This is a genomic window from Streptomyces sp. NBC_00271, assembly GCF_036178845.1.
GTDB lineage: Bacteria > Actinomycetota > Actinomycetes > Streptomycetales > Streptomycetaceae > Streptomyces.
The window spans coordinates 3,576,057-3,587,952 of sequence record NZ_CP108070.1 but is presented as its reverse complement, the minus strand read 5'-3'; the positions used below and the strand labels follow the sequence as shown (position 1 = coordinate 3,587,952).

Sequence of the window (11,896 nt, the reverse complement as noted above, 5' to 3'; positions counted from 1 at the left end):
CAGCCGGTCTTTCCAGTCCGTAGATTCATGGTCATGACGACGAACACGCACACGACGAACACCGTTTCCGCTCGCCTCGACTTCGCGAAGTCCGCCCCGAAGGTCTTCCGCTCCCTCGTCGGTTTCGACGCGGCGGCCCGCGACGGGCTCGACCCGGCCCTCGTCGAACTGATCCAGATCCGCGCCTCCCACCTCAACCACTGCGCGTACTGCCTCCACATGCACACCAACGACGCCCGCAAGGCCGGCGAGAGCGAGGACCGTCTGCACATGGTCCCGGTGTGGCGCGAGGCCCGGCACTTCTTCACCGAGAAGGAGCGCGCGGCCCTCGCCCTCACGGAGGCGGTCACACGCGTCGCCGACGCGGGCGTGCCCGACGACGTCTACGCGGAGGCAGCCGCCCACTTCGACGACCAGGAACTGGCCCACGTCCTGGCCCTCATCCTCACGATCAACACCTGGAACCGGGTCGCGCTGGCCACGGCGAAGGTGGCGGGCACGGACGAACGCCGCTGACCCGCACGCCACCGCGAGCCCGGGGTCTCCCGCACCGACCGGCGGAACCCTACGCGGTCATGGGGCGGTCGTACGGTCCGATCGGCGCCGGCAGCTGCGAGGTCCCGGCCAGCGCGCGGTCCACGGCGGCCGCCACCGACCGCCCCTCGGCGATGGCCCACACGATGAGCGACTGCCCGCGGGCCGCGTCCCCGGCGACGTACACCTTGGGGACGTTGGTCGCGAAGTCGGTGTCGCGGGTGATCGTGCCGCGCGGGTCGAGGGCCAGGCCGAGCTGGTCGATCAGCCCGTCGTGCCGGTCGGGCCCCGAGAAGCCGAGAGCGAGCAGCACGAGGTCGGCTGGGAGGGTCCGCCCGGAGCCCGGGACCGGGCGGCGCCGCTCGTCGACCTCGACCAGGTGCAGGGAGCGCACATGCCCGTCCGCGTCCCCGGTGAAGTGGAGCGTGGACGCCGCGAAGAGGCGCGCGTCCGCGTCCGCGGCGGGCGCCGTCTCCAGGTCGCGGGCCTCCTCGTGCGCGGCCGAGAGCCGGTAGATCTTCGGGTATGTAGGCCACGGCTCGACGTCCTCGTCGCGCTCGGCCTCCGGCTGCGGATAGATGTCGAGCTGGGTCACGGACGCGGCGCCCTCCCGCACGGCGGTCCCCAGACAGTCGGCGCCCGTGTCACCGCCACCGACGATGACGACGTGCTTCCCGGCCGCGGACAAGGGCGAGACCTCCAGATCCCCCTCGCACACCCGGTCGGCCAACGGCAGATACTCCATCGCCTGATGGATGCCGGCCAACTCCCGCCCAGGAACATCCAGTTCGCGCCAGGCCGTGGCGCCCACCGCGAGCACGACGGCGTCGTAGCGCGCCCGCAGCTCGGCCGCCCCGAGGTCCCGGCCGATCGCCGTGGACGTCCGGAACTTCGTGCCCTCCGCCCGCATCTGCTCCAGCCGCCGGTCCAGATGCCGCTTCTCCATCTTGAACGCGGGGATCCCGTACCGCAGCAGCCCACCGATCCGGTCGGCCCGCTCGTACACGGCGACGGTGTGCCCGGCCCGGGTCAGCTGCTGCGCCGCGGCGAGCCCGGCGGGCCCCGACCCGATCACCGCGACCGTACGGCCCGAGAGCCGGTCCGGTGGACGCGGTTGCGTGAAACCGTCCGCCCAGGCGCGGTCGGCGATGGCGACCTCGACGTTCTTGATGGTCACCGCGGGCTGGTTGATCGCGAGAACACAGCCCGCCTCGCAGGGCGCGGGGCACAGTCGGCCGGTGAACTCGGGAAAGTTGTTCGTCGCGTGCAACCGGTCGCTCGCCGCCCGCCAGTCCTCGCGCGAGACGAGGTCGTTCCACTCGGGAATCAGATTGCCCAGCGGGCAGGCGTCGTGGCAGAACGGGATGCCGCAGTCCATACAGCGGTCGGCCTGCCTGCTGATGATCGGCAGCAGCGCACCGGGGACGTACACCTCGTTCCAGTCCCGCACCCGTTCCTCGACGGGCCGACGGGGATACTCCTCGCGCGGAGTGGTCATGAATCCCTTGGGATCGGCCATGGCCGTCTCCCTCACGTACGCGTACCGGTACGGGGCCGCGCGGCCATCGAACGCCTTCGGCCCACGGCCCTGGGCGGCACTCCTTTCCCGCCACGATACGTCCCCTCCGAGTGCCCTGCCGCTCAGCTGCGGGCCCCCGTCGCGGGCGGCGCCGGCCTCAGGTGAGGGCCAGCGTGTACGAGACCGCCGCGGCGGCCGACGCGACCGCGCGAACGTGGTTCCACATCGTCCACTCGCGCACATACGAACGCCAGTAGACGGCGGCCTCCGGCGTACCCGGGGCCAGCTTCAGCAGCGCGTCGTTGCGCGGGACGTTCGCGACGACCGTCACCCCGAACGTCCCGAACAGATACAGCGCACTGCCCAGCAACAGCTCCACCGTCCCCTCGTCGGGCAGCAGCACGAAGGTGACCACGGCGAGCACGGCACACAGCCCCGCCGACCCGATGAACACGAGCATGAACGCCGGGCGCACCGCCGCCACGTTGATCGCGTTCATCGCCGCCACGCCCTGCGCGGGCGGCAGCTCGGCGAGCCCCCGCATCACGAACGTGGAGAACCCGCAGAACACCCCGGCCACCAGCCCGCAGCCGAGCACCCCCAGCACGGTCAGCACGAAATACGGTCCATCGATCATGACAACCCCCGCGTAGCTCCCCGAGGCCGAAGCCGCAGCCGAAGCCGAAGTTCAAGATCCTGAGATTCTGAGATCCTGCACGGCACCCACCGTCACCACAAGTGAAATCCCTTACTGTCACGGTGACCATGGCCGAGGGGCGCGGAGGCATGCGCGAGCGTCCAGAACCGGGTCGCACGTCTTCGCCGGGTGGCGCGCCTTCGCGGGTGGCGCGCCGTCGCCGGGTGCACGCCGTCACGCGCGTGACACGAGCTCGTCCTGCCACCCCTCCAGCCACTCCTCAAGCCGCGCCTCCACCGTGGCCGCGATCCGCCGACGCGCCTCGTGCCGTGGCACGCCACTCATCAGCAACTGGTCGTACGGAGTGTCCGTGTGCCGTACGGCGGCACGGACCGCAGCCGTCACGGCGGCCTCGGACAGCGCACGGCCCGCGGCACTGCGCCCCACCCGCCCGCTCCCGCGCACCGAGGCGTGCGCGGCGATCGCATGCGCCCGGTCGGCGGGACAGCCGGGAAACAGCCCGCGTATCTCCCGCGCGAACGCCTCCGTGAACCGCAGATCCTCCGCCTCCCGCCGCCGCGCGTCCCGTGCCCGGCGCCGCCGTCGCGCCTCCGCGTCCGCCAGGCACCGCTCCTCGGCCCGGGCGAGCGCCGCCTCCTCGACGAGGACGCCCTGCCGCTCGTACCGGCTCCGCCGCCGGTTGAAGCGCACCACCACCGCCGACAGCGCGCTGCCCTCCCGCGACCGGCGCGTCAGCGCGGTGTCGCCCCGCGGCAGGAACACCAGGTGTCCCAGGTCCGCGCAGTCCAGACAGCGTGACTCTCCCTCCTCCAGCACCAGCAGCGCCAACGGCCCCCTCCGGCACTCGACACAGCGGCGCTTCTTGAGCGGCTGGATGACGAGAAGTCCGCCAGGGGGCGGGGGAGTTGCGATCGGTGCCATACGTCGTTCATTCCCCTGGCCGGGGCGGCTCCCTACGCGATGTGCCCCCTTCTCGATACCGCCCCCCATTCGACTTCCGCGCCCTCCTCGATCCCCGCCTTGTCCTCGGCCCCGCCCCTTGGCCGACGCGGCCGCCTCCGGCCCGCGGCCCCCTTTCTCGACATGGCGCCTCCCGCCCGCCTTGACACATCCCTCCCCGGTCGCGGTCCACGCCCGGAGCCGCGCGCAGCCTCCGGCCGCCCTCGCTGTCCGCCCGCGCCGTCCGCCGCGCCCACGAGAGCGACGCGTGATCGCGGCATCATGGGCCTGTGCGACTCGAAGCGATCACCTGGGAACGGCTCGGCGACCTCCTCGCCGAGCGCCTGCTCGACCTGAAACCGGACGACGGCAGTCCGTGGCCGCGGATCGCCTTCGACGGAGCCCCCGCCGCCCACCCCGGTGACCTCGCCCACCGCGTCAGTGAGGCGCTGCGCATCCGCGGCCGGTCCTCGCTCGTCGTCGGCACGGAGGGCTTCCTGCGCCCCGCGTCGCTCCGGCTCGAATACGGTCACGAGGACGCCGAGGCGTACTACAACGGCTGGGTCGACACCGGCGCCCTGTGGCGCGAGGTCTTCGGCCCGCTCGACCCCGGCGGCGACGGCCGCGTCCTGCCCGACCTCTGGGACCCGGCCACCGACCGCGCCACCCGCAGCCCCTATGTCCAGCTCCCGCCCGGCGGGGTGCTGTTGCTCCACGGCCCCTTCCTGCTTCGGCACTGGTTCCCGTTCGACCTGAGCGTGCACGTCCTCCTCTCCCCGGGCGCCCTTCGCCGCCGCACCCCGGAACCCGAGCACTGGACCCTGCCCGCCTTCGAGCGCTACGAGGCGGATGTGGACCCGGGCGCCACGGCCGACGTCCTGGTCCGCGCCGACGATCCACGCCACCCCGCCTGGAACGGCTGAGCGGCGGCCACGAAAGCCCATCCCGGACTTCCGGGTGCGCGTGTCTGGGGACACGGCGAGAATGTAGGGCGCCGGGACTAGCGGTGTGTTCCGCGCCGCGCCGGCCGTCCGGCACCGGGAGGTACTTCATGACCACCGCCGGAGACATCATGCACCGTGGTGCCCAGTGGATCCCCGCTCACGAGACCCTGGACCGCGCAGCCCAGCTGATGCGTGAGCTCAACGTGGGCGCGCTGCCCATCAGTGACGAGAACGAACGGCTCTGCGGCATCCTCACCGACCGCGACATCGTCGTCGGTTGTGTGGCCATGGGCCACGACCCGGCCCAGGTCACCGCGGGCGAGATGGCCCAGGGCACCCCGCGCTGGATCGAGTCGGGCGCCGACGTCGGCGAGGTGCTCCAGGAGATGAAGGGGCACCAGATCCGCCGGCTTCCCGTGATCGAGAACAAACGACTCGTCGGCATGATCAGCGAGGCCGACCTGGCCCAACATCTGACGGACGAGCAGCTCGCCGCGTGGGTCGAGAGCGTCTACGCGAGGAGCGCGTTGCGCTGACCGCGCGCACTCTCCCGACCGGGAGGGTCATGAGCGCGCACTCCCGCCCGGCCGGCCGTGCCGGGCGAGGGGCGGCTCACCACTCTCACAGCCAGCCGTTGCGCCGGAACCCCCGGTACAGGACGAGGCAGGCGAGGGTGATCACGCCGATGACTATGGGGTAACCGAACCGCCAGTGCAGTTCGGGCATGTGGTCGAAGTTCATGCCGTAGAGCCCGCAGACCATCGTCGGTACGGCGATGACCGCCGCCCATGCCGTGATCTTCCGCATGTCCTCGTTCTGCGCCACCGTCACCTGCGCGAGGTGCGCCTGCAGGATCGAGTTGAGCAGTTCGTCGAAGGCGGCGATCTGCTCGGTGACCCGCAGCAGATGGTCGGACACGTCCCGGAAGTACGCCTGTATCTCCGGGGCGATCACCCGTATCGGCCGGGTGGCGAGCTCCTGGACGGGGCGGGCGAGTGGCACCACCGCCCGCTTCAGCTCCAGGAGTTCGCGCTTGAGCTGGTAGATGCGGCCCGCGTCCGCCCGCGCGCCGTTTTCGGCGAACACATCGGCCTCGACCTGGTCGATGTCCTCCTGGACCGAGTCCGTGACATGCACGTAGTCGTCGACCACATGGTCCGCGATCGCGTGCAGCACCGCGGCCGGGCCCTTGGCGAGCTGACGGGCGTCCGCCTCCAGCTCCTCGCGCAGGGGCCCCAGCGATCCGTGCCGTCCGTGCCGCACGGTGATGACGAAGTCGGACCCGACGAAGACCATGATCTCGCCGGTGTTCACCACCTCGCTGGTCGCCGTCAGCTCCTTGTGCTCGACGTAGCAGACCGTTTTGAACACCGCGAAGAGTGTGTCGCCGTACCGCTCCAGCTTCGGCCGCTGATGGGCCTCCACCGCGTCCTCTACTGCCAGCGGGTGCAGGTCGAAGAGATCGGCGATGCCGGCGAACTCCTGGTCCGTGGGCTCGTGCAGTCCGAGCCAGACGAAACCCTCGTCGCTCTTGCGGATCCGCTCCACGGTCTCGACGAGATCGCGTCCGCCCGGGACCCTTGCGCCGTCCTGATACGCCACGCAGTTCACCACCGCCGTGCCCAGCGGGGACCGGGCGTGGTGACTCAGGTCGACACGGGTACGCCGCCGGGCCAGCCGCGCCACCTTGCGGAGCCCACCGACCTTGCCGAGGCTCGTGACCTTCCGCAGATTCCCTGCCATGGACATCCGGAACTCCTTGCGTGGATCTCCCCGCGCCGCACTTCGCGCCCTGGCGTGCAAGTCTGCCAGCCCCTTTCGCTCGCCGGGAAAGCCTGTGGGAACGGAATGTTCCGCTTCGTTTCGGTGGTGCCGGGCGACATCGGACCAGACCGGCAGGGTTGTTGTCCGAGCGTCAGAGGCGTGCGATGCCCGCGGTGACGCACGGATGGGGAGAACGGGAGCGTCGGCGATTCCGGACAAGCGGGTCAACTGGGATGATCGCTGTATGACGCAAACCGACGGCTATCTCCTCGACAACCGGCAGACCGAGGCGGGGCAGCGCTTCGACGCCTTCGCCACTCTCTTCGACCCCACCACCTTCCGGCACATCGAGCGCTTCGGCATCGGGTCCGGCTGGCGCTGCTGGGAGGTCGGCGCGGGTGGCACGTCCGTGGCGTCCTGGCTCGCCAAGAAGGTCGGCCCGACCGGGCGGGTCGTCGCGACCGACATCGACACGTCGTGGGCGGACTCCGCGGCCCGCCCGCCGGTCGAGATCCGGGTGCACGACGTGGGCGCCGAGGAACCGCCGGGGGAGGGCTTCGACCTCGTGCACGCACGGCTCGTGCTGGTCCATGTGCCGGACCGGGAGCGGGCGTTGCGGTCGATGGTCAAGGCGCTGCGGCCCGGCGGGCGGCTCCTCGTCGAGGACGCCGACCCCGCGCTGCAACCGCTGCTCTGCCCCGATGAGCACGGCCCCGAGCAACAGCTCGCGAACCGGCTGAGGCAGGGCTTCCGCAAGCTGCTCGCCGAGCGCGGCGCCGACCTCTCCTACGGCCGCAAACTCCCTCGCCTGCTGCGGGAAGCGGGACTGCGCGAGGTGGAGGCCGACGCGTACTTCCCCGTCACCTCGACCGCCTGCGCCGACCTCGAGTCCGCGACGGTCCGTCAGATCCGCGGCCAGCTCGTCACCGCGGGAATCGCCACCAACGAGGACATCGACCGTCACCTGGCCAACGTGGCCTCCGGCTCGATGGACCTGGCGACCGCGCCGATGATCTCGGCCTGGGGACGCAAGTAGCGCCACTACCGGACCCGCGCCCCCTCGGGCCTGCCCCCGACCCGCTCCACCGCCATCGCCCCCGCCCTGCACCCCTCCACCGCCGCCGCCTCGGGCTCGGCGCCCGCGAGAAGGGCGGCGAGGAACGCCCCGGTGAACGCGTCGCCGGCGCCCGTCGTGTCGCGAGGGTCCGCGGGCACCGCAGGGACGTGGGCCCGTACGGCGCCCGAGCGGGCCACCAGGGCCCCGCCGGGGCCCTGCTTCGCGACGACCAGGGGGACGTGGCGGCTCAACTTGGCCGCCGCGTCCGCCGGGTCGGGCAGTCCCGTCAGCAGGAACGCCTCGTCGCGACTGGGCAGTAGCAGGTCGACGCCCTCGGCGAGCGCGAGGAAACGGTCCGCGCCCAGTTCCGTGAGGAACCCCGCCGACGCGGGGTCCAGGCTGACCGGTACCCCACGCGCGCGTGCCGACTCCAGAGCCACCGACACCAGCGCCCGGCTCGGCTCGGAGAAGAACAGATAGCCCGACAGATGCAGCCGCGCGACACCGTCGAGCAGCGCGGGCGACCAGTCGTCGGGGTCGAGCCGCAGGGAGGCCCCGCTGTCGGTGAGGAACGTCCGCTCGGCCGAGGCGCCCTGGTCCACCAGGCAGATCACCGTCCCCGTCGGCGCCTGCGGATCGACGACGAGGAGCGGGCGTACGCCGCAGGCCACCAGCTCGCGCTCGTGCCAAGCGGCGGCATCCGCCCCCACCCGGCCCAGCAGCCGTACCTCGGCGCAGCCCCAATGCGCCGCCCAGCACGCGACATTGGCGCCGGCCCCGCCCGGCAGGGTCCGGATCGCGGCGGCCGTGTCGGTGCCCGCCGCGAGCGGCCCATGGTGCCGGGCGACGATGTCCGTGACCACGTCACCGACGACGAGCAGCGCCCCCGGCGCCGGGGGCGCTGCTCGCCCGGCACCGTCTGGGTCCGCCCGGTTCGCGCCCCGGGCCGGTCCGCCGTCGCGATCCGGCTCGTTCACGCCCCGGCCCAGGCCGCCGCGATCCGTCCCGCGAGCCGTACGTTGCCGCGCACCGCCGCCAGATTGGCGCTCAGCGACGCGCCGTCGGTGTGCCGCACCAGATGGTCGAGCAGGAACGGCGTCACGGCCTGCCCGCTCACGCCCTCCGCCTCGCACGCCCGCAACGCCTCGGCGAGCACGCGCGCGTGGAGCGCGGGATCGAGCTGCTCCTCCTCGGGGACCGGGTTCGCCACGATGAGCGCCGATTCCGGTCCGTCCAGCGCGTCCTGGGCGCGCATGACGTCCGCCACCTGCCCGGGGGAGTCCAGCGTCCAGTCCACGGGATGTCCCGAGTCGGACAGATAGAAGCCGGGGAAGCGACCGGTGCCGTACCCGGCCACCGCGACGCCCAGTGTCTCCAGGCGCTGCAGCGTCGCCGGCACGTCCAGGATCGACTTGACGCCCGCGCACACCACCGTGATCCGGGTCCGCGCCAGCAGGCCCAGGTCGGCCGACTCGTCCTGCGTCACCGTCCATTCCCGGTGCACCCCGCCGAGGCCGCCCGTCGCGAACACGCGGATGCCCGCGAGAGCGGCCAGCAGCGCCGTCGCGGACACGGTCGTCGCGCCGCTCGCGCCCGCCGCCACCGCGAGCGGCAGATCGCGGTGCCCCAGCTTGCGGATCCCGTCCTCGTTGGCGACCCGCTCCAGCTGCTCCTTGTCCAGTCCGACGTGGGGCCGCCCGTCCAGCACGGCGATCGTCGCCGGCACGGCGCCCTCCTGCCGTACGACGTCCTCCAACTCCAGCGCGACCTGCAGATTGCGCGGGCGGGGCAGTCCGTGCGCGATGATCGTCGACTCCAGGGCCACCACCGGCCGGCGCGCGTCGAGCGCCTCCCGCACCTCTTCGGACACCACGATCACGTGCCTGCCTCCTGTCTGTCGCCTTTCCTCATCTCTGGCGGGCGGCGCGCCCGGTCAAACCCTTGCGACCTGCGGCGTACGACACCAGCCTGGGGGCATGACGGACAACTCGGCACGTCTTGACCATGTCGTCCTGTGGGTGCGCGATCCGGTCGCCTCGGCCGACTTCTACGAGAAGACGGTCGGCCTGGCACCCGTGAGGGTCGCCGAATACGCGGAGGGGAAGGCGCCGTTTCCCTCCGTGCGCCTCAATGAAGAGACCATTCTCGACCTCATGGCCCTCCCCATGGCCGCGTACATGAACATGATCCCGGGCGCCGGGGACAGCGCGGGGCACCCGGTCAACCACGTATGCCTGTCCCTCCAGGAAGCCGATTTCGACGCGCTGCACGCACGTCTGGAGGAACGGTCCGTCCCCCTCTCGGGGTTCTCGTACGACTCCTTCGGCGCTCGTGGCATGGCCAAGCGCAGCTTTTACTTCCAGGACCCGGACGGAAACGTGTTCGAGGCACGCCACTACGACTAGGTTCCGGGTCTTCGGACCACCCTCCGCGTGAGGCTTTCTCGCATGCCCTTAAGGTGACCGCTCATGACCGCGAACACACAGGCCACCCCGTCCTTCGCCGTGCACATCCCCGACGCCGAGCTGGAACCGGAGCCCCTGGACCCGGCTCAGATCGTCTCCGGTGATCCGGTGGTGAGCGGCAAGGTGCTGTGGGAGTCGGCAGACGGCAAGCAACTGCGCGGCATCTGGCAGATCACGCCCGGCGTGGTGACGGACACCGAGGCCAACGAACTCTTCGTCGTCGTCAGTGGCCGCGCCACGATCGAGGTCGAGGGCGGTGACGTGATCGAGGTGGGCCCGGGCGACGCGGCCGTGCTGCGCGAGGGCGACCGTACGACGTGGACCGTGCACGAGACGCTCCGCAAGGCGTACCACATCAGCCTCTGACCAGCCTCTGAGGCATTTCGGGGCTCACCGGCGGCTTCGGCCTCGGCGCCGCGTGAACAGCGCCATCCCGCCCAGCGGCACCAGCAGGCACGCGGCGAGGAGGTTCAGCCACCCGTAGCTCGCCTGTGCGACGACGAGCCCGGCGGTCGCCCCACCGAGGCCGGCCGCCGTGTTCATGGTCAGGTCGGACACCCCCTGGGCGGCGGCCCGCGCGGCCTGGGGCACCGAGTCCGTCAGGAGCGCCGAGCCGGACACGAGCCCGGACGACCAGCCAAGGCCCAGGACGAAGAGCCCCGCGGCGATCTGTCCGTGGCTGCCGCCCGCCGTGCCCGCGAGGAGCGCCGCGCAGGCCAGCAGGCCCACGGCGAGCCCGATCCCCGAGAGCCGCCCGAGCCGGTCCGAGAGCCGCCCCATGAGGGGCGAGAACGCGTACATGCCCGCGATGTGGCCACTGATCACCAGCCCGATCAGATCGATGCTCGCCCCGTGGTGTCCGAGGTCGACGGGGGTCATCGACATGATCGAGACCATCGCGGTGTGCGAGACGGCCACTGTCACGAGCGCCAGCCTGGCCCGCGGCGAGGCGGCGACCGCGGCGAAACCGGCGCGGATGGAACGCGCCTGGGCCGACTGCTCCTCGACGGGTGCCAGCGCCCGGGCGGTCAGCAGGGGATCGGGCCGCAGCAGCACGGCCACCAGCAGTGCGGACAGGAGGAAGACCCCGGCCGCCCAGAGGAACGGCCCCGCCGCCTCGGGTATCCCGAGCCCGGAGACGCTGCGTCCGGCGGGCGCGGCGATGTTGGGCCCCAGCACCGCTCCGATCGTGGTCGCCCACACCACGTTCGAGATGGCCCGGGCACGCCGCTGCGGCTCGGCCAGATCGGCGGCCGCGAACCGCGCCTGGAGGTTCGCCGACGAGGCCGCGCCGAAGCCCGCCATGCCGAGCAGCAGCAGCGGAAAGCTCCCCACACACGCGGCGACCACGACGACGCCCGCTCCCGACGCCCCGATGAGGTAGGCCAGCACCAGGCCCGGGCGGCGTCCCCGCGCGGTCATCAGCGCGGCCAGCGGCACGGAGAGCACCGCCGTCCCGGTGACCGTCGCGGTGGGCGCGAGCCCGGAGAGCGACTCGGTGCCGCTGACCTGCTTGGCCAGCACGGTGGCGAGTGCGATGCCGGTGGCGACGCCGAGCCCGCCGAGGATCTGACCGGCGATGAGTACGGCGGTGATGCGGCGCCGCAGCGCCGGTATCTCCGCGGCGTCCACGGGCACGGCGAGCTGCCGCTCGACGGAGGTCACGACGAACACTCGGACGCGCTGGAATCGGCTGGGGTCACCGGCGCAGTTTCCAGCCCGCGCCCCACATGAACAAGGGGTGTCGCGAGCGATGAGCGCTGTCGGCTCCGCAGGTACGGCAGGTACGGCAGGCACGGGCAGTTAACGGCAGCCCGCGCCGGGCACGGCAGGTACCGTACACAGCCGCCAGCCGCCAGCCGCCAGCCGCCAGCCGCCAGCCGCCAGCCGCCAGCCGCCAGCCGCCAGCCGCCAGCCGCCAGCCGCCAGCCGCCAGCCGCCAGCCGCCAGCCGCCAGCCGCCAGCCGCCAGCCGCCAGCCGCCAGCCGCCAGCCGCCAGCCGCCAGCCGCCAGCCG

At 72.3% G+C, this 11,896-nt stretch carries 13 protein-coding genes; 6 read left to right on the top strand and 7 right to left on the bottom strand.

All coding sequences use genetic code 11. The features are described 5' to 3' along the window. Window positions 1–33: 33 nt before the first annotated feature. Complete coding sequence (locus tag OG798_RS16765) at window positions 34–516, top strand: carboxymuconolactone decarboxylase family protein (RefSeq protein WP_382126553.1); 483 nt, start codon at window positions 34–36, stop codon at window positions 514–516. Between the two features lie 49 nt (window positions 517–565). On the opposite strand, the gene OG798_RS16760 is transcribed toward OG798_RS16765, so the two are convergent. The 3 genes from OG798_RS16760 to OG798_RS16750 form a co-directional block, all read right to left on the bottom strand. Beyond that, window positions 566–2,053, bottom strand: coding sequence for a glutamate synthase subunit beta (locus tag OG798_RS16760; protein WP_095855257.1), 1,488 nt, complete (start codon window positions 2,051–2,053; stop codon window positions 566–568). Between the two features lie 157 nt (window positions 2,054–2,210). Then, entirely contained in the window at window positions 2,211–2,690 is a 480-nt protein-coding gene (locus OG798_RS16755; protein ID WP_067364057.1) for an anthrone oxygenase family protein, read from the bottom strand. Between the two features lie 234 nt (window positions 2,691–2,924). Further along, complete coding sequence (locus OG798_RS16750) at window positions 2,925–3,632, bottom strand: DUF2293 domain-containing protein (protein WP_328757268.1); 708 nt, start codon at window positions 3,630–3,632, stop codon at window positions 2,925–2,927. 308 nt (window positions 3,633–3,940) lie between these two features. Here OG798_RS16750 and OG798_RS16745 point away from each other — a divergent pair, with 308 nt between their 5' ends. Then, window positions 3,941–4,573, top strand: a complete 633-nt coding sequence (locus tag OG798_RS16745; RefSeq protein ID WP_121416474.1) for a uridine kinase — start codon at window positions 3,941–3,943, stop codon at window positions 4,571–4,573. Between the two features lie 128 nt (window positions 4,574–4,701). Next, window positions 4,702–5,130 carry a CBS domain-containing protein gene (locus OG798_RS16740; protein ID WP_095855260.1) on the top strand — a complete coding sequence of 143 codons (429 nt, stop codon included), beginning with the start codon at window positions 4,702–4,704 and terminating at the stop codon, window positions 5,128–5,130. A gap of 85 nt (window positions 5,131–5,215) precedes the next feature. Here OG798_RS16740 and corA read toward each other — a convergent pair whose 3' ends face one another. After that, window positions 5,216–6,343 (bottom strand): magnesium/cobalt transporter CorA, encoded by a 1,128-nt coding sequence (corA, locus tag OG798_RS16735; RefSeq protein ID WP_097226245.1) that lies wholly within the window; start codon window positions 6,341–6,343, stop codon window positions 5,216–5,218. Between the two features lie 259 nt (window positions 6,344–6,602). Between corA and OG798_RS16730 the strand changes: the two genes are divergently transcribed. Next, window positions 6,603–7,394 carry a methyltransferase domain-containing protein gene (locus OG798_RS16730; protein ID WP_097226246.1) on the top strand — a complete coding sequence of 264 codons (792 nt, stop codon included), beginning with the start codon at window positions 6,603–6,605 and terminating at the stop codon, window positions 7,392–7,394. Window positions 7,395–7,399: 5 nt separating this feature from the next. Here OG798_RS16730 and OG798_RS16725 read toward each other — a convergent pair whose 3' ends face one another. Next, on the bottom strand, window positions 7,400–8,296 hold the full coding sequence (locus OG798_RS16725; RefSeq protein WP_257039693.1) for a carbohydrate kinase family protein: 897 nt from the start codon (window positions 8,294–8,296) through the stop codon (window positions 7,400–7,402). A gap of 92 nt (window positions 8,297–8,388) precedes the next feature. Beyond that, window positions 8,389–9,294, bottom strand: coding sequence for a pseudouridine-5'-phosphate glycosidase (locus OG798_RS16720; RefSeq protein WP_095855263.1), 906 nt, complete (start codon window positions 9,292–9,294; stop codon window positions 8,389–8,391). Window positions 9,295–9,391: 97 nt separating this feature from the next. Between OG798_RS16720 and OG798_RS16715 the strand changes: the two genes are divergently transcribed. Next, window positions 9,392–9,820 carry a VOC family protein gene (locus OG798_RS16715; protein ID WP_328757267.1) on the top strand — a complete coding sequence of 143 codons (429 nt, stop codon included), beginning with the start codon at window positions 9,392–9,394 and terminating at the stop codon, window positions 9,818–9,820. 63 nt (window positions 9,821–9,883) lie between these two features. After that, window positions 9,884–10,246 carry a cupin domain-containing protein gene (locus OG798_RS16710; protein ID WP_261686147.1) on the top strand — a complete coding sequence of 121 codons (363 nt, stop codon included), beginning with the start codon at window positions 9,884–9,886 and terminating at the stop codon, window positions 10,244–10,246. Window positions 10,247–10,270: 24 nt separating this feature from the next. Here OG798_RS16710 and OG798_RS16705 read toward each other — a convergent pair whose 3' ends face one another. Then, window positions 10,271–11,545: an MFS transporter gene (locus OG798_RS16705; protein WP_328757266.1), complete on the bottom strand. Its 1,275-nt coding sequence runs from the start codon at window positions 11,543–11,545 to the stop codon at window positions 10,271–10,273. Between the last annotated feature and the right edge of the window lie 351 nt (window positions 11,546–11,896).